Below are 17,207 nucleotides of genomic sequence, written 5' to 3'. Positions count from 1 at the left end.
GGTAGCCGTCGGGCACACCTGTCCAGCACCCTAGGGAGCACGCGGGCCGCAGGCTTGCGACCCGCGCCCCCGCACCACTCGGGAGGGGCCATGCCACGTAACCGCTTCGCCCCCGACCGGGGACTGACGACCCGCATGGTCGTCACGATGTTCCTGATCGGACTGCTCTACGTCGTCTTCGTCGGCGTGCTGCTCGCCCTGCTGCACGGCGCCTGGCCGATGATCCTGATCATCGCGGGCGGGCTCTTCGTCGCGCAGTTCTGGTTCAGCGACAAGATCGCCGCCTTCAGCATGGGCGCCCGCGAGGTCACCCCCGAGCAGGCCCCCGAACTGCACGGCGTCGTCGACCGCATCTGCGCCCTCGGCGACATGCCCAAGCCCAAGGTCGCCATCGCCGACTCCGACGTGCCCAACGCGTTCGCCACCGGCCGCAACCAGCGGAACACGATGGTCTGCGCCACCACCGGCCTGCTGCGCCGCCTGGAGCCCGAGGAGCTGGAAGGCGTCATCGCGCACGAGATGTCGCACGTCGCGCACAAGGACGTCGCCGTCATGACGATCGCGTCCTTCCTCGGCGTGCTCGCCGGCGTGATGACCCGCATCGCGCTGTTCGGCGGCTTCCGGCGCAGCCGCGACCCGGGCAGCAACGCACTGATCGTCCTGATCCCGCTGGTCAGCGCGGTCGTCTACGCGATCAGCTTCCTGCTCACCCGGATGCTGTCGCGCTACCGCGAGCTGTCCGCCGACCGCAGCGCCGCGCTGCTCACCGGCCGCCCCTCGGCGCTGGCCTCCGCGCTCACCAAGGTCAGCGGGCAGATCGCCGCCATCCCCACCGAGGACCTGCGCCGCTCCCAGCCGTTCAACGCGTTCTTCTTCGCCCCCGCGCTGAGCGCCGGCGCCACCGCCTCCAAGCTGCTGTCCACCCACCCCACCCTGGAGCGGCGGCTGGAGCAGCTCGCCCAGATCACCCGTGAACTGGACCGCCGCTGATGGGACTGCTCGATGTGCTGCTCGGCCGCAGCAAGCCGGTCCGCCCCGACCTCGACCAGCTCTTCGGCCTGACCTCCGCCGCGATCACCCTCCAGGCGGCGAGCGACCTGCGCCCGACCGGCATGGGCGCGGTGTGCTTCGCCGCGGTCGAGGGCGGTGCGTTCGCCGAGACCCAGCAGGACCTGCGCGCCCTGCTGCCCTCGGTGGAGACCAGCCAGGACAGCTACGGCTACACCTGGCTGCTGTCCCGCCACCGCCCCGAGGAGACCACCGACCTGGTCACCGACCTGCACGCCATCAACTCCGCGCTCGAACAGCAGGGCTTCGGCCCCCAGCTGCTGTGCTCCCTGGTCAGCTTCAAGGACGCCGCCGGCCACCTGCTGGCCCTGGTGTACCTCTACAAGCGGGGCAGCTTCTACCCCTTCTGCCCGCTGCCCGGCGAGAAGCGGGACAACGCACTGGAGCTCCAGGTCAAGGCGCTGGTCGCCAACGACCTGCGGCTGGAGGAGGACCTGTCGCGCTGGTTCCCGGTCTGGGGAGCGCCGGGCCTCACCGGCTGAGCTACTGCGCCGGGCCGGCCGCCGCGGCTGCCTTCTCCAGCTGGAACGCCTCGTTGCCCTGGCCGATCCTGGCGTGCACCTCGGGGCGCCGGCTCCGCAGCACCGCGCCGTGCACCAGGCCGATCGCGGCGGCCAGCGCGATGATGCCCGGCAGTATCCAGCGCAGCCCGTGGCCCGGGTCGGCGCCCAGCAGCACCGCGAAGTCCTTCACCGAGTACCCGAAGATGACCAGCAGCCCGATCGCGGCCAGGCCCGAGGTCACCAGCCGCCAGCCCTGCACCGCCGCCGCGCCGCGCTTGACGAAGAAGACGATCACCGCGACCGCGGCCATGGCCATCAGCAGCACCACACCGAGCGCGCCCACGTTGCCCGCCCAGGTGAACAGCCGCAGCACCGGTGCCGTCGGGTCCGGGCCCTGCGGGCCGAACGAGCCGTGGTCGGTCACCGCGAAGACCGCCACCACCACCAGCGCCACCAGCGACTGGAGGAAGGACCCGGCCGCCGGGGCACCGCTGGCCTTCGACGTCCGGCCCACGGCCGCCGGCAGCAGGCCGTCGCGCCCCATCGCGAAGGCGTAGCGCGCCACCACGTTGTGGAAGCTCAGCATGGAGGCGAAGATCCCGGTGATGAAGAAGACGTTCAGGGTGTCGGTGAACGCGCCTCCCAGCCGGCTCTGGTTGAGCGCGAAGACCAGGTTCGCCGACTGCTCCCGCGACTGCCCGACCACATGCGCCGGTCCGGTGGCCACCGTGATCGCCCACGAGCTGAACGCGAAGAAGACCGTCGCGAAGCCGATCGCCAGGAACATCACCTTCGACACCACGCGGTGCGGCTCGCTGGTCTCCTCCGCGTAGACCGGCGCCTGCTCGAAGCCGACGAACCCGGCGATCACGAAGCACAGCGCGGTGCCCAGCCCCGCGCCGCTGAGCGTGCCGGGGTCGAAGGCGTGCAGCGAGACCCCCTGCGGTCCCGGGTCGCCGAGGAAGCTGATGTCGAAGACCACCGTGAGCAGGGTCTCCACCAGCAGCAGCACGCCCAGCGTCCTGGCGTTCAGGTCGATCTTCAGCGCGCCGAACACCGCGGTGACCGCCACCCCGCACAGCGCGGGAATCCACCAGGCCACCTGGTGGTGCCAGTGCTGGAAGACCTGCCCGGATATCTCGAAGCCGAAGATCCCGTAGGTGCCGATCTGCATGATGCTGTACGCGAACAGCGCGACATAGGACGCGCCCGCGCCCATGGTGCCGCCCAGGCCGCGGGAGATGTAGGCGTACAGGGCGCCCGCGTTGTGCACATGGCGGCTCATCTCCGCGTAGCCGAAGCTGAACAGCGCCAGCACCACGCCGACGATGACGAAGAGCAGCGGCACCCCGACGATGCCCATGGTGCCGAAGGTGGTCGGGATGACACCGGCCACCACCATCAGGGGGGCCGTCGCGGCCAGCACCGACAGCAGCAGGGCGGGCGCGCCGATCCGGCCCGCCCGCAGCGCGCGCTGCTCACCCTTGAACGTGTTGATCTCGTGCGGACTGCCCGTCAACATGCCTTCGGTTCCTTCCGGTACACGGTGGGAGGTGCGGATGGAGCACGGTCTGCCGGGGGGAGTGCGGGTGGTGCTGGGCGGCGCCCGGGGCGCGGGCGGGTGGGGCGACTTCCGGCCGATTCCGGTCAGTCCGTCCCGGTCACGACGGTCCAAAACCTAGGGCGTAGTTGCGTGCGGCGAGGAACGCCTTCTTGGGGTCGCGGTCCGGGTACGACCAGGGCACGCGGGTGGCGGCGGTGCCGATCCGGCTGAACAGCGAGGCGGCCTCCACGGTGTCGCCGACGTGGAACTTGCCGTACGCCACGTAGTTCAGGTCGACCGGAAGCCGCGGGTAGGGTGCCCCGTTCCACCCCAGCCACCAGTCGAAGCCGGTCCGGACGCTGTTGCGGGCCCGCGCGGTGGTCCAGTACGGCAGGCCGTCGGGCTCGGGCGGCAGCGTACCGGCCGCGGCCAGCACGCGGTACCGCTCCACCAGGGCGACCAGCGGCAGCGCGACCAACGGTGAGGCGGGACCCGCCTCACCGGCCGCCCAGTCGGCGAACTCGTACACCTCGTGGAACGGGTCGTCGCCCTCGGTCTTCTGACGTTCCGCCAGACATCGCGTCATCAGATAATGTGCGTGGTGGTGGCCGCGGTGCCGGCCGCGTACCTGGTCGAAGGCGCGCACCTGCTCGTCGTCGCTGCCGGTGTGCCGGGCCAGGACCAGCAGGAGCAGCCAGGGTGTCGGGTCGGCCGCCGCCATCCGCGCCACCCGCAGGCACTTCTCCCGCGCTTCCTCCGGCTTCTGCTTGCCGGCGATGGCCCGGAAGACCGCCGCGGCGGCGGCCAGCGCCGCGGCGTCCGCGCTCTCCGGCTCGGCGAGCCGCCACTCCTCCGCCCACGCGGCGGCCGACTTGCCCTCGCCGAGCACCACCAGGCGGTGGCCGCGGCAGTCCCAGTCGTCACCGGTGCCGGCCAGCAGGGTGCGGACCACGGTCCACCGCCCCTGATTGAGGGCGGCCCGCGCGGCGACGAGCTGCTGGTCGCCGAACGCGGGGTCGAAGGACATGCCGTCCTTGCCGCGGGAGAAGCGGAAGGGTGGGGGCGGTGGGGTCATCCGCGGGCAGCCCTCCACGGCGCACGTTACGTCCAGTGATCGCGAACAGCCAATCGGTATGCAACAGTTCAGGACAAGGGCGCACCTGTTGTCTTCGTGTAGTCCCGTATCGTTGCCGGAGTTTGGGAGCCGGACCGCGGCACAAGGCGCTGGGCCACCGGTCGCCCAACAGGTGCGGAACACGGCATAGTTGACATTCGAAAACCTGCTCACCGGGCGGCTGCCGCACGGCGATCCGGGTGAGTCCAGTGGGGACCAGGTGAATGGACGAAAGTAACGTGGCACGAGAGGGCACGCCCGCCGCGTCCACGCATCCACTCGCCTACGTGCGCCGCCGGCACGGCTGGAGCTACCAGGACCTCGCGCGGGTGATCGCCGACCACGCGCGGGCGCTCGGCGTCCCGATGGCCGCGCGGCGCGAGAAGGTGTGGCGCTGGGAGCACTGGGGCGTCGTGCCCGAGGCGGACAGCCAGCGCGCCCTCGCCCGCGCGCTCGGCGTCGCCCCGCGCGAGCTGGAGCTCCACCCGTGGCCCCAGTGGCTGCCCGCCCACACCGGGATGCCTGACGGCCTGTCATGGGACGCGGACGGCTCCCGCGCCGCCCTGGAGGCGCTCCTCGACGGCGCCGACGACTCCAGCGGCTGCGCGGTCGCCCAGGGCCACGCGCTGAGGAACGCGATCGCCGAGTGGGACACCGCCCTCGCGGCGCCGCCGCGGGAGCCGGTGGCCGTGCCGTCGCCGCCGGAAAGCGTGGTGGGCACCACTCTGCGGGGCCCTGGAGGCGCCGGCGCGCGGGCCGCCGGCCGCGCGGCCGTGCGGTCGGCCGACCCGGCCCGCGGCGGCCGCCCGGTGGTGCCGCGCCCCGCGCCGGGCGCCGTCCGGCGCACCCGGGTGCCCGAGCAGGCGGGGGCGCCGGGCGCCGTGGACAGCGGCGTGCTGGAGTGGCTGGAGGCCGGTGTGCTCGGGCTGCGGCGGCTGGACGACCGGCTCGGCGGCTCGGCCGTACGGCACCGGGTCGAGGCCGATCTGCGGCTGGTGCGCGGGCTGTTGGCGCGCCGCTCGCACAGCGCCGCCATCGAACGGCGCCTGCTGCGGACCGCCGCGGACCTCGCCCAGCTCGGCGGGCTGGCCGCCACCGACGGCGGCCGCTACGGCGCCGCCCAGCGCCACCACCTGACCGGGCTGCGGCTCGCCCACGCCGCGGGGGACCGGCCCCTCGCCGTCGCCCTGTGGGGCGGCATCGCCCTCCAGGCGGTGCTCACCGAACGGCCGCAGGACGCCGTCGCGGCGGCCGAGGCGGCGGTCCGGGCCGCGGGCGGCACCCCCTCGGCGGTACGCGCGCTGGCCGCGATCAGGCTGGCCCGCGCCCATGCCGCGCTCGGCGCCGAGGGCGCCTTCCGGCGGGCCGCCGCCGAGGCCGAACGCCGGCTGGCCGCAGCGGAGGACGAGGCCGGGGCCGACCGGGCCGCCGCGGCCGCGCCGCCGTGGCTCTACTGGCTGGACGGGCCCGAACTCGCCGCCCAGCAGGGCCTGGCGCTGCTCGACCTTGAACTGCCCTACGAGGCCCGCCCGCTGCTCGAACAGGCGCTGGCGATGCAGAACCCCTGCTTCGTCCGCAACCGCGCGCTGTACTCGGCGCGCACCGCCCACGCCCGCGCGCTGACCGGCGACCATGACGCCGCGCGCGCCCTGGCCCGTGACGCGGCGCGGCTGTCCCGGCACTGCGCCACCGCGGCCCTCACCCAGGCGCTCGACCTGGTCGCCCCCCTGCTCACCAGCCCGCGCTGAGCCGGCCGCCCGCCTGCCGTCGCGCTCCGGTGCTGCTCACCGACCGCGCCGCGGCCCGACCGGGCCTCGGCCCGGCCGTGGCGACGCGCTGAGCGAGCGCTCAGTCAGCCCTTGCCAAAACTGGAACACGTTCCTACCATCGCGGAAGTGACAGCAGAATCGCCGAACCCGGCCGCCGGTCCCGCACCCGGCCCGCTGGCAGGCGTGCGCGTCCTCGAACTCGCGGGCATCGGGCCCGGACCGTTCGCCGCCATGCTCCTCGCCGACCTGGGCGCCGACGTCGTCCGCGTCGACCGCCCCGGCGGCCAGGGCCTGGGCATCGACCCGGCCCTCGACGTCACCAACCGCAACAAGCGCTCCGTCCTGGTCGACCTCAAGGCCGAGGGCGGCCCGGCCGCCGTACTGGACCTCGCCGCCCGGGCCGACATCCTCATCGAGGGCTACCGCCCGGGCGTCGCCGAGCGGCTGGGCGTCGGCCCGCAGCCCTGCCTGGCCCGCAACCCCCGCCTGGTCTACGGCCGGATGACCGGCTGGGGCCAAGACGGACCGCTCGCCCCGACCGCCGGCCACGACATCTCCTACGTCGCGGTGACCGGGGCCCTGCACATGACCGGCGAGCCCGACCGGCCGCCCGCCCCCGCGGCCAACGTCCTGGGCGACTACGCGGGCGGCTCCCTCTACCTCGTCACCGGGGTGCTCGCCGCGCTCCACCACGCCCGCGCCCACGGCCGCGGCCAGGTGGTCGACGCCGCCATCGTGGACGGCACCGCGCACCTGACCGCCATGCTCCACGGCATGCGCGCCGCCGGCGCCTGGCAGGACCGCCGCGGCTCCAACCTCCTCGACGGCAGCGCCCCGTTCTACGGCGTGTACGCCACCTCCGACGGCGGCCACATGGCCGTCGGCGCCCTGGAACAGCGCTTCTACGACCAGTTCGCGGCCCTGCTCGGCCTGCCCGCCGCCACCGCCGCCCTGCGCGACGACCCCGCCCGGTGGCCCGAGCTGCGCGCGGCCGTGGCCGCCTCGTTCCGCACCCGCACCCGCGGGGAGTGGACCGCCGTCTTCCACGGCACCGACGCCTGCACGGCCCCCGTACTGCCGCTCGGCGAGGCCGCGGAGCACCCGCACCTCGCCGCCCGCGGCACCCTGACCACATACGAAGGCGTGGTCCAGCCCGCCCCCGCGCCCCGCTTCTCGGCGACACCCGGGACGCTGCGCCGCCCTCCCGCGCTGCCCGGCGCGCACACCGCGGAGGTGGCCCGCGACTGGGGCGTCCCCGCGCCGGCCCGCGCCGACGACCCGCCCGGCTGACCCGCACCCGCCGCCGTACAGACCCCCCGTACCAGGCCCGCCACAGGGCCCCCGCACCCGCATTGCCCACCCGCACCGCCCACCCGCGAACCCTCAACGAAAGGCACGACGTTGAGCACCGACGCCTACGTCTACGACGCCGTACGCACCCCGCGCGGGCGCGGAAAGGCCAACGGCTCCCTGCACGGCACCAAGCCGATCGACCTCGTCGTCGGCCTCATCCACGAACTGCGCCGCCGCTTCCCGAACCTCGACCCGGCCGCGATCGACGACATCGTGCTCGGCGTGGTCAGCCCGATCGGCGACCAGGGCTCCGACATCGCGCGCGTCGCCGCCATTGCCGCGGGCCTGCCCGACACCGTCGCGGGCGTCCAGGAGAACCGGTTCTGCGCCTCCGGCCTCGAAGCGGTCAACCTCGCCGCGGCGAAGGTCCGTTCCGGCTGGGAGGACCTGGTGCTGGCCGGCGGCGTGGAGTCGATGTCCCGCGTCGCGATGGGCTCCGACGGCGGCGCCTGGGCCATGGACCCGATGACGTCCATGGAGACCGGCTTCGTGCCCCAGGGCATCGGCGCCGACCTGATCGCCACCATCGGCGGCTGGAGCCGGCACGACGTCGACACGTACGCCTCGCTGTCGCAGGAGCGGGCCGCGCAGGCGTGGAAGGAGGGCCGCTTCGACCGCTCCGTCGTCCCGGTCGTGGACCGCGCCGGGCTGACCGTCCTGGACCGCGACGAGCACATGCGCCCGGGCACCACCCCCGAGTCGCTGGCCGCCCTCAAGCCGTCCTTCGCCACGATCGGCGACGCCGGCGGCTTCGACGCGGTCGCGCTCCAGAAGTACCACTGGGTGGAGCGGATCGACCACGTCCACCACGCCGGCAACTCCTCGGGCATCGTGGACGGCGCGGCGCTGGTCGCCATCGGCAACCGCGAGGTCGGCGAGCGCTACGGCCTCACCCCGCGCGCCCGGATCGTCTCCGCGGCCGTCTCCGGCTCCGAGCCGACCATCATGCTCACCGGACCCGCCCCCGCCTCCCGCAAGGCGCTGGCCAAGGCCGGGCTGAGCGTCGACGACATCGACCTGATCGAGATGAACGAGGCGTTCGCGGCCGTCGTGCTGCGCTTCGCCTCGGACCTCGGCGTCAGCATCGACAAGGTCAACGTCAACGGCGGCGCGATCGCGCTCGGCCACCCCCTGGGCGCGACCGGCGCGATGATCCTGGGCACCCTCATCGACGAACTGGAGCGCCGCGACCAGCGCTACGGCCTCGCCACCTTGTGCGTGGGCGGCGGCATGGGCGTCGCCACCGTCGTCGAACGCCTCTGACCGGGCCGCCCCCGCCCGGTCCCTGCCCAGTCCCGCCTCGCCCCCACCTCGCCGGACCAACCGGACCAACGGAGCTTCGAAGACCATGAGCGAGTCCACCACCATCCGCTGGGAGCAGGACGCCGACGGCGTCGTCACCCTCGTCCTCGACGACCCCGCGCAGTCCGCGAACACCATGAACGCGGCCTTCGCGGACTCCCTGGACGCCACCCTCGACCGCCTGGAAGCCGAACTCGACGGCATCCGCGGTGTGATCATCACCTCCGCCAAGAAGACGTTCTTCGCCGGCGGCGACCTGCGCGACCTGATCCGCGCCACCCCTGAGACCGCCGAGCAGGTCTTCACCGGCTCGCTGCGCATCAAGCGCCGCCTGCGCCGCCTGGAGACCCTCGGCAAGCCCGTCGTCGCGGCGATCAACGGCGCCGCGCTCGGCGGCGGCTACGAGATCGCGCTCGCCTGCCACCACCGCGTCGCCCTGGACGCGCCCGGCAGCAAGATCGGCTGCCCCGAGGTCACCCTCGGGCTGCTGCCCGGCGGCGGAGGCGTGGTGCGCACCGTGCGCCTGCTCGGCATCGCCGACGCCCTGCTCAAGGTGCTGCTCCAGGGTCGCCAGTACGCCCCGCAACGCGCCCTGGAAGCCGGCCTGGTGCACGAGGTGGCCACCGACCCCGACGACCTCCTGGCCCGGGCCCGCGCCTTCATCGACGCCCACCCCGAGGCCCGGCAGCCCTGGGACGAGCCCGGCTACAAGATCCCCGGCGGCACCCCGAAGAGCCCCGCCTTCGCCGCGAACCTGCCCGCCTTCCCCGCGAACCTCACCAAGCAGCTGGCCGGCGCCCCCTACCCGGCGCCGCGCGCCATCCTGGCCGCCGCCGTCGAGAGCTCCCAGGTGGACATCGACACCGCGTTCACCATCGAGGCCCGCTACTTCACCGAACTGGCCTGCGGACCGGTCTCGAAGAACATGATCCAGGCGTTCTTCTTCGACATGCAGGCCGTCAACTCCGGCGCCAGCCGCCCCGAGGGCGTGCCCGCCCGCCAGGTCGCCAGGGTCGCGGTGCTCGGCGCCGGCATGATGGGCGCGGGCATCGCGTACTCCTGCGCGCGCGCCGGGATCGACGTCGTGCTGAAGGACGTCACCCAGGAGGCCGCCGAGCGCGGCAAGGCGTACTCCGCGGGGCTGCTGGACAAGGCGCTCGCCAAGGGCCGCACCACGCCCGGCAAGCGCGAGGCGCTGCTCGCCCGGATCACGCCGACCGCGGACCCGGCCGACCTCGCCGGCTGCGACGCCGTCATCGAGGCGGTCTTCGAGGACGCCGCCTTGAAGCACAAGGTGTTCCAGGAGATCCAGGACGTGGTCGCGCCGGACGCGCTGCTGTGCTCCAACACCTCCACCCTGCCGATCACCGCCCTCGCCGAAGGGGTGCGCCGGCCGGACGACTTCGTCGGGCTGCACTTCTTCTCGCCGGTCGACAAGATGCCGCTGGTCGAGATCATCCGCGGCGAGCGGACCGGCGACGAGGCGCTGGCCCGCGCCTTCGACCTGGTGCGGCAGATCCGCAAGACGCCGATCGTCGTCAACGACTCGCGCGGCTTCTTCACCTCCCGGGTGATCGGCCAGTTCATCAACGAAGGCGTCGCCATGGTCGGCGAGGGCGTCCCGGCCGCCTCCGTCGAGCAGGCCGCCGCGCAGGCCGGCTACCCGGCGAAGGTGCTGTCCCTGGTCGACGAGCTGACGTTGACGCTGCCGCGCAAGATCCGCGCCGAGACGCGCGCGGCCGTCGAGGCGGCCGGCGGCACCTGGCGGGCCCACCCGGCCGAGCAGGTGATCGACCGCATGGTCGACGAGTTCGGCCGCACCGGCCGCTCCGGCGGCGCGGGCTTCTACGACTACGAGGACGGCCGCCGGACGCGGCTGTGGCCGGGCCTGGCCGAGCACTTCGGCAAGGCGGCGGACGAGCCCCCAGCGGTGGCCGGGTCGCCGCTGCGCGACATGCAGGAGCGGATGCTCTTCGCGGAGTCCCTGGACACCGTGCGGCTGCTGGAGGAGGGCGTCCTGACCTCCGTCGCCGACGCCAACATCGGCTCGGTGCTGGGCATCGGCTTCCCGGCGTGGACCGGTGGCGTGCTCCAGTACATCAACGGGTACGAAGGCGGCGTCGCCGGCTTCACCGCCCGCGCGCGGGAGCTGGCCGCCGCGTACGGGGAGCGCTTCGAGCCGCCGGCGCTGCTGGTGCGGAAGGCGGAGAGCGGGGAGCGGTTCACGGACTGACCCGGCGGGGCGTGGCGGGCCGCGGCGCTCGCGGTAAGGGCCGGTCGCCTGGCGCACGGGTCTTACCCTGCGTCCGGGCGGCTGGGGGCGCGCCGGTCCCGGCCGCCGCCCCGGGCGCGCGCCGGCCGGCCACCTCGTACGCTGGCCGGCGTGCGCCTACGCCTGCCGCCGCGCGCGGTCCCGCTGCTGCTCGCGGGCTGCCTGCTCGCCTGCGGCGTGTCCTGCACCGGCACCGGCGACCCCTCCGCCACCGGCGCCCCCGGTGTCGGCGACCGGCTCTTCCCCGACGCGGGCAACGGCGGCTACGACGTCGGCCATTACACCCTCGACCTGGACTACGACCCCGCGTCCGGGCAACTGCGCGGCACCGCCGTCCTCACCGCCACCGCCGACCGGCAGCTGGACCGCTTCGACCTCGACCTGGCCGGGCTCACCGTCCGGCGCGTCACCGTCGACGGCGCGACGGCCCGCACCAGCCGGAAGGGCGACGAACTGCGGGTCAGCCCCGCGCACCCGCTGCGGCCCGGCGCCCGTTTCACCACGACCGTCGCCTACCAGGGGGCGCCCCGGCTGCTGACCGACCCGGACGGCTCGCACGAGGGCTGGTTCCGCACCGACGACGGCGCCCTCGCCCTCGGCGAACCGGTCGGCTCCATGGCCTGGTTCCCCGGCAACGACCACCCGTCCGACAAGGCTGCCTACGACATCACCGTCACCGTCCCGCGCGGCCTCACCGCCGTGTCCGACGGCGAACTGGTCGCCACCCGCCCGGTCGCCGACGACCGCACCTCCTACCACTGGCGCAGCACCGCACCGATGGCCACCTACCTGGCGACCGTCGCCATCGGGCACTTCGACGTCACCCGTTCGACGACACCGGACAAACTGCCCCTGTACGTCGCGGTCGACCCGCGCTCCGACGACGCCGCGACCGCCGCGGCGCTGGCCCGCATCCCCGAGATCCTGCACTGGGAGCAGGGCCTGTTCGGGCCCTACCCCTTCGCCTCGGCGGGCGCCATCGTGGACCACCTGGCGCGCGGGCGGGTCGGCTACGCGCTGGAGACGCAGAACCGCCCGGTCTTCCCCGGCGACGGCCCGCCGCCCGCGGTCGACACGACCACGCTCGTGCACGAACTGTCGCACCAGTGGTTCGGCGACTCCGTCACCCCCGCCGCCTGGCAGGACATGTGGCTCAACGAGGGCTTCGCCACCTTCACCGAGTGGCTGTGGAAGCAGCACGAGGGCGGCCCGTCCCTCGACGCGAGCGCCGCCTCCGCCTTCGCCTCCGACGCCGACTGGGCCTTCCCGCCCGCCTCCCCGCCCCACGCGGCGGCCGTCTCCGCCGCGCCCGTCTACGGCCGCGGCGCCCTGGTGCTGTACGAACTGCGCCGCACCCTGGGCGCCCCCGCCTTCGACCGGCTGCTGAAGCAGTGGCCGGCCGCGCACCGCCACGGCAACGCGTCCACCGCCGACTTCACCGCCTTCTGCGCCCGGTTCACCTCCCGCGACCTGCGGCCGCTCTTCGCCACCTGGCTGTACGGCACGGCCAGGCCCGCCCGCCTGTGAACCCGCGGCCCCCGAGCGGACCCGGGCCCGTACCTCACTCGTGGTCGTAGACCGTGACGTCCACCCCGTGCTCCACCAGCCGCGCGGTGACGAGTGGTTCGACGCGCTCCCACCTGCCCCCGGCCAGGCCGCACCCGACACGCGGCATGTGCACCGACGCGCCCAGCTCCAGGGCGCGGCCGCCCAGGACCGCCAGCGCGCTGTCGATCGCCTCGTAACGTACCGGCACGCCCTTGCTGCCGGTGCGTATGCCGCGCTGTCCCACCATGTTGGCCACCCAGGTCCGGCGGTCGACCCGGACGAGCTGGAGGGCGCCCAGCCCGAAGTCGTTGCGCGCCCGGTCGCGGTGCCAGCGCCGGTAGGCCGCCTCCGGTTCCGGCCAGCGGCGCGAGAGCGCCACCACGAACCCCTTGCCCCAGCCGCCGATGTCGTTGCAGACGTGCGCGACCACCTTGACGCCCTTGCCCCGAGGTGCGGTGGCGTCTCCCCGCACATACGTGATCTCCCCCATGCCCTTCACGCTAGCCGCCACCACTGACAGCGGGCCCGGGCGCCGGTTCAGCGCAGCGGCTCGCCGACCGCGTGCATGTGGCCGAGCGCCTGCCGGTAGGACGCGACCAGCCCCGTCTCGGTGTACGGGATGCCCAGGCGGGCGCAGTGCGCGCGGACCAGCGGCTGGGCCAGCCGCAGGTGCGGGCGCGGCATGCTCGGCACCAAGTGGTGCTCCACCTGGTAGTTGAGGCCGCCCAGGAGGAAGTCGACGACCGGGTTGCCGCGCACGTTGCGCGAGGTGAGCACCTGGCGGCGCAGGTGCCCCCAGCGCGATCCCTCCTCGGGCATCGCCATCCCCTTGTGGTTGGGCGCGAACGCGCACCCCAGGTGCACCCCGAACAGCGCGTGGTGCAGCGCCGCGAACGCCACGGCCTGCGCCGGCGACAGCGCGGTCAGCAGCAGCGCCGCGTACCCCGCCGTGTGGGCCACCAGCAGCCCGCCCTCCACCAGCCGCTCCCGGCGCGGGAGGCGCCGCAGGTCCTGGAAGCTGGCGACCTTCAGCGCCAGCCCTTCGAGCAGCAGCATCGGGAAGAACAGCCACGCCTGGTACTTCGTCAGGAAGCGGGCGAAGCCGCGCCGTTCGACCGCCTGCGCCCGCGTCCACACCAGGGCTCCCACCTCGACATCGGGGTCCTTGCCGACGTGGTTGGGGTTGGCGTGGTGCTTGTTGTGCTTGTCGGACCACCAGGCGGCGCCCATCCCCAGCAGCAGGTTCCCGTGCAGCAGCGCGATCGCGCGGTTCGCCCGCCGCCCGGCCGCGATCTGCTGGTGCCCCGCGTCGTGCCCGACGAAGCCGGAACGGGCCGACAGCACCGCCGCGGGCAGCGCCAGCGCCAGCACCCGCCACGACCCGGTGCCGCCGACGAGGAAGACCGCCGCCCACACCGCGGCGAACAGCAGCAGGTTCACCGTCATCGACACCGCGTAGTGCCCGCGCCTGCGCCGGAGCAGCCCGGCGTCCTTGATCTGCCGCAGCAGCGGCGCGAACTCGCTGCCCGCAGCCTGTTCCGGGGCCGTCGGACCGCCCTGCGGTTCAGGACGCGGGACCGCGGGCACGACGGGCGGCGCGGCGGTCAGCGTACGGCTTTCGGGCGGCATGGACGCTCCTCGGGGCAGGCTCCCGTACCGCGTTGCCGCAGACGGGGAGTCGGGGTGGTGAGCGACCGCGACGGCCGCACCCCCGACGCTAGGAACCGCCGCCGCCCGCAACCATGGCGCCATCACCCGGCTTCCGCCGGGCGGGCCCCACGCCCCACCGGGGGATAACCCCACCCCCGCGCCGCCGCGCCCCGCGGGCGTTCGAGTGCTCCTGGCGCCCTGGGTGCGGCCGACTCCGTCCGGCACCGCCTGGCGTCTACGATGCAAGACACACGCGGGGCGGCGCGCGGGATGCGCCGCCCGGCAGGCGAGCTTAGGAGCGAGATCATCAGCGGCAACGTGTCGGTGGAAGCCAGGATCGCCGAGGAGCTTGGCGTACGCGAAGGACAGGTCCGGTCGGCGGTCGACCTGCTGGACGGCGGTGCGACGGTGCCGTTCATCGCCCGCTACCGCAAGGAGGCGACCGGCACCCTGGACGACGCCCAGCTGCGCACCCTGGAGGAGCGGCTGCGCTACCTGCGGGAGTTGGACGAGCGGCGCACGGCCGTCCTGGAGTCCATCGACGCGCAGGGCAAGCTCGACGACGCGCTGCGCGCCCAGATCATGGCCGCGGACTCCAAGGCGCGCCTGGAGGACATCTACCTGCCCTACAAGCCCAAGCGCCGTACCAAGGCGCAGATCGCCCGCGAAGCCGGCCTCGAACCGCTCGCCGACGCCCTGCTCTCCGACCCGGGCCTGGACCCGCAGGCCGAGGCGGCCGCATACGTCGACGCGGACAAGGGTGTCGAGGACGCGGCAGCCGCCCTCGACGGCGCCCGCGCGGTGCTGACCGAGCGCTTCTCCGAGGACGCCGACCTCGTCGGCGAACTGCGCACCCGGATGTGGAACCGCGGCCGGCTGATCGCCAAGGTGCGCGACGGCAAGGAGGAGTCGGGCGCGAAGTTCGCCGACTACTTCGACTTCGGCGAGCCCTTCACCAAGCTGCCCTCCCACCGGGTGCTCGCCATGCTGCGCGGCGAGAAGGAGGAGGTCCTCGACCTCACCCTGGAGCCCGAGGAGCCCGGCGACGGCCCGACCAGCTTCGAGCGGCGCATCGCCCAGCAGTTCGGGATCGCCGACCGGGGCCGGCCCGCCGACCAGTGGCTCGGCGAGACCGTCCGGTGGGCCTGGCGCACCCGCTTCCTGGTCCGCCTGGGCATCGACCTGCGCGTCCAGCTGCGGCAGGAGGCCGAGGACGAGGCCGTCCGCGTCTTCGCCGCCAACCTGCGCGACCTGCTGCTCGCCGCCCCCGCCGGCACCCGCGCCACCATGGGCCTGGACCCGGGCCTGCGCACCGGCGTCAAGGTCGCCGTGGTCGACGGCACCGGCAAGGTCGTGGCCACCGACACGATCTACCCGCACGCCCCCCGCAACCGCTGGGACGACTCCCTGGCCGCCTTGGCGCGGCTCGCCGCCGCCCACCGCGTGGACCTGATCGCGATCGGCAACGGCACCGCCTCCCGCGAGACGGACAAGCTCGCCGCCGACCTGATCAAGGCGCACCCGGAGCTGAAGCTCACCAAGGCGGTCGTCTCCGAGGCGGGTGCGTCGGTGTACTCCGCGTCGGCGTACGCCTCGGCCGAGCTGCCCGAGCTGGACGTGTCGCTGCGCGGCGCGGTGTCCATCGCGCGCCGCCTGCAGGACCCGCTCGCCGAGCTGGTCAAGATCGACCCGCGCTCCATCGGCGTCGGGCAGTACCAGCACGACCTGTCCGAGGTGAAGCTGTCGCGCTCCCTGGACGCGGTCGTCGAGGACTGCGTCAACGGCGTCGGGGTGGACGTGAACACCGCGTCGGTGCCGCTCCTGCGGCGGGTGTCGGGCATCACCGAGGGGCTGGCCGGCAACATCGTGGCGCACCGCGACGCCAACGGGCCGTTCCGCACCCGCAAGGACCTCAAGGGCGTCGCCAGGCTCGGCCCGAAGGCGTACGAGCAGTGCGCGGGCTTCCTGCGCATCCAGGGCGGCGAGGACCCGCTCGATGCCTCCAGCGTGCACCCGGAGGCGTACCCGGTGGTACGCCGGATCAGTGCGAGCGCGCAGACCGACATCCCGGCGCTGATCGGCAACGGCGCGGTGCTGCGCGGCCTGCGCCCGCAGGACTTCGTCGACGACTCGTTCGGCCTGCCGACCGTCACGGACATCCTCGCCGAGCTGGAGAAGCCCGGCCGGGACCCGCGTCCCGCCTTCAAGACCGCGACCTTCAAGGAGGGCGTGGAGGAGATGAAGGACCTGCGGCCGGGGATGCTGCTGGAGGGCGTGGTCACCAATGTGGCGGCCTTCGGCGCGTTCGTGGACGTCGGTGTCCACCAGGACGGCCTGGTGCACGTCTCCGCGCTGTCCGACTCCTATGTGTCCGACCCGCGGGACGTCGTCAAGCCCGGCGACATCGTGCGCGTGAAGGTGCTGGATGTCGACCTGCCGCGCAAGCGGATCTCGCTGACGCTGCGGCTCCAGGACGAGGCGCGGCCGCGCGGGGGCGACCGGCAGGGCGGGGAGCGGCAGGGCGGCGACCGGCGCGGCGGACCGCCGCGGCAGGGCGGCCGCGGCGGCAACGGAGGAAAGGGCGGCGGCCAGGGCAACGGCGGCCGGCGGGGCGGCTCCGGCCAGCCCGCTCCGAGCGGTGCGATGGCCGACGCGCTGCGCCGCGCGGGCCTGACCGGCGGCAAGTAAGCCCGGGCTCCAGGGCGCGCGCTCCTTACCGCACCCCGTGCCGCCCCGACGGCCCCGCGATGTCTTGCCCGGTTTTTACCCGCCGGGTCTTGCGTCGCGGGGCCCCGGGAACCGCGGCGGCTCGCGGCGCGTTCCACTGGACAGGTACGGTGAGGACGCGGCGCGGGCCGCCGTGAGACGGAGGCGGGGACCATGACGAATCGCACGAAGGTCGCCATCGGTGGCGTGGTGGTCGGGCTGATCCTGCTCGCCTGGATTCCCTGGTGGGTGTTCTTCCTGGTCGTGATCGGCGTGCCGGCGGTCGCCTACTTCACGCTCGACTCCTCCCAGCGCCGCCGGCTGCGCCGCGTGAGCCGGCGGCAAATCGGTCGCTGAGCCCGGGCTCCCCCGATAGGGT

General features: G+C 74.1%; 13 protein-coding genes. 9 read left to right on the top strand and 4 right to left on the bottom strand.

Annotated elements, in window-relative coordinates:
* Nucleotides 1-90 precede the first annotated feature (90 nt).
* Complete coding sequence (gene htpX, locus AC3ERT_RS29720) at nt 91-990, top strand: zinc metalloprotease HtpX (RefSeq protein ID WP_335976372.1); 900 nt, start codon at nt 91-93, stop codon at nt 988-990.
* Nucleotides 990-1,550, top strand: coding sequence for a PspA-associated protein PspAB (pspAB, locus tag AC3ERT_RS29715; protein ID WP_435177868.1), 561 nt, complete (start codon nt 990-992; stop codon nt 1,548-1,550). The genes htpX and pspAB overlap by 1 nt, the downstream gene beginning before the upstream one ends.
* 1 nt (nt 1,551) lies before the next feature.
* Here the strand turns inward: pspAB and AC3ERT_RS29710 are convergent, their stop codons facing one another.
* Nucleotides 1,552-3,093, bottom strand: a complete 1,542-nt coding sequence (locus AC3ERT_RS29710) for an APC family permease (RefSeq protein WP_335976367.1) — start codon at nt 3,091-3,093, stop codon at nt 1,552-1,554.
* Between the two features lie 139 nt (nt 3,094-3,232).
* Nucleotides 3,233-4,189, bottom strand: a complete 957-nt coding sequence (locus tag AC3ERT_RS29705) for a hypothetical protein (protein ID WP_435136531.1) — start codon at nt 4,187-4,189, stop codon at nt 3,233-3,235.
* 263 nt (nt 4,190-4,452) lie between these two features.
* On the opposite strand from AC3ERT_RS29705, the gene AC3ERT_RS29700 reads away from it, so the two are divergent.
* The 5 genes from AC3ERT_RS29700 to AC3ERT_RS29680 all read left to right on the top strand — a co-directional run bounded on the left by AC3ERT_RS29700 (nt 4,453) and on the right by AC3ERT_RS29680 (nt 12,451).
* Nucleotides 4,453-5,976, top strand: a complete 1,524-nt coding sequence (locus AC3ERT_RS29700; protein ID WP_435136528.1) for an NsdA family TPR-like regulatory protein — start codon at nt 4,453-4,455, stop codon at nt 5,974-5,976.
* Between the two features lie 147 nt (nt 5,977-6,123).
* Nucleotides 6,124-7,287, top strand: a complete 1,164-nt coding sequence (locus AC3ERT_RS29695) for a CaiB/BaiF CoA transferase family protein (RefSeq protein WP_435177866.1) — start codon at nt 6,124-6,126, stop codon at nt 7,285-7,287.
* A gap of 111 nt (nt 7,288-7,398) precedes the next feature.
* The gene (locus AC3ERT_RS29690) at nt 7,399-8,613 is read left to right on the top strand and encodes an acetyl-CoA C-acetyltransferase (protein ID WP_435177864.1); all 1,215 of its coding nucleotides are present in this window, start codon (nt 7,399-7,401) and stop codon (nt 8,611-8,613) included.
* A gap of 85 nt (nt 8,614-8,698) precedes the next feature.
* Nucleotides 8,699-10,885 carry a 3-hydroxyacyl-CoA dehydrogenase NAD-binding domain-containing protein gene (locus tag AC3ERT_RS29685; RefSeq protein WP_435177862.1) on the top strand — a complete coding sequence of 729 codons (2,187 nt, stop codon included), beginning with the start codon at nt 8,699-8,701 and terminating at the stop codon, nt 10,883-10,885.
* A gap of 150 nt (nt 10,886-11,035) precedes the next feature.
* Complete coding sequence (locus tag AC3ERT_RS29680; RefSeq protein ID WP_435177860.1) at nt 11,036-12,451, top strand: M1 family metallopeptidase; 1,416 nt, start codon at nt 11,036-11,038, stop codon at nt 12,449-12,451.
* A gap of 34 nt (nt 12,452-12,485) precedes the next feature.
* Here the strand turns inward: AC3ERT_RS29680 and AC3ERT_RS29675 are convergent, their stop codons facing one another.
* Nucleotides 12,486-12,962, bottom strand: coding sequence for a macro domain-containing protein (locus AC3ERT_RS29675; RefSeq protein ID WP_435177858.1), 477 nt, complete (start codon nt 12,960-12,962; stop codon nt 12,486-12,488).
* Nucleotides 12,963-13,009: 47 nt separating this feature from the next.
* Nucleotides 13,010-14,101 (bottom strand): fatty acid desaturase family protein, encoded by a 1,092-nt coding sequence (locus AC3ERT_RS29670; RefSeq protein ID WP_435177856.1) that lies wholly within the window; start codon nt 14,099-14,101, stop codon nt 13,010-13,012.
* Nucleotides 14,102-14,392: 291 nt separating this feature from the next.
* Between AC3ERT_RS29670 and AC3ERT_RS29665 the strand changes: the two genes are divergently transcribed.
* Both AC3ERT_RS29665 and AC3ERT_RS29660 read left to right on the top strand, forming a co-directional pair.
* On the top strand, nt 14,393-16,810 hold the full coding sequence (locus AC3ERT_RS29665; RefSeq protein ID WP_435177900.1) for a Tex family protein: 2,418 nt from the start codon (nt 14,393-14,395) through the stop codon (nt 16,808-16,810).
* Nucleotides 16,811-17,002: 192 nt separating this feature from the next.
* Nucleotides 17,003-17,185 carry a hypothetical protein gene (locus tag AC3ERT_RS29660; RefSeq protein ID WP_328472075.1) on the top strand — a complete coding sequence of 61 codons (183 nt, stop codon included), beginning with the start codon at nt 17,003-17,005 and terminating at the stop codon, nt 17,183-17,185.
* Nucleotides 17,186-17,207 lie beyond the last annotated feature (22 nt).

This window comes from Actinacidiphila sp. bgisy145 (genome assembly GCF_057708125.1).
Note: the sequence above shows the minus strand (reverse complement) of the source record. Positions and strands in the feature narration are given on the sequence as shown.

Bases quoted from the DNA above. Each gene is read 5' to 3' on its own strand.
- htpX (WP_335976372.1), top strand. From the start codon at position 91: ATGCCACGTAACCGCTTCGCCCCCGACCGGGGACTGACGACCCGCATG.
- pspAB (WP_435177868.1), top strand. From the start codon at position 990: ATGGGACTGCTCGATGTGCTGCTCGGCCGCAGCAAGCCGGTCCGCCCC.
- AC3ERT_RS29710 (WP_335976367.1), bottom strand. From the start codon at position 3,093: ATGTTGACGGGCAGTCCGCACGAGATCAACACGTTCAAGGGTGAGCAG.
- AC3ERT_RS29705 (WP_435136531.1), bottom strand. From the start codon at position 4,189: ATGACCCCACCGCCCCCACCCTTCCGCTTCTCCCGCGGCAAGGACGGC.
- AC3ERT_RS29700 (WP_435136528.1), top strand. From the start codon at position 4,453: ATGGACGAAAGTAACGTGGCACGAGAGGGCACGCCCGCCGCGTCCACG.
- AC3ERT_RS29685 (WP_435177862.1), top strand. From the start codon at position 8,699: ATGAGCGAGTCCACCACCATCCGCTGGGAGCAGGACGCCGACGGCGTC.
- AC3ERT_RS29675 (WP_435177858.1), bottom strand. From the start codon at position 12,962: ATGGGGGAGATCACGTATGTGCGGGGAGACGCCACCGCACCTCGGGGC.
- AC3ERT_RS29670 (WP_435177856.1), bottom strand. From the start codon at position 14,101: ATGCCGCCCGAAAGCCGTACGCTGACCGCCGCGCCGCCCGTCGTGCCC.
- AC3ERT_RS29665 (WP_435177900.1), top strand. From the start codon at position 14,393: ATGCGCCGCCCGGCAGGCGAGCTTAGGAGCGAGATCATCAGCGGCAAC.
- AC3ERT_RS29660 (WP_328472075.1), top strand. From the start codon at position 17,003: ATGACGAATCGCACGAAGGTCGCCATCGGTGGCGTGGTGGTCGGGCTG.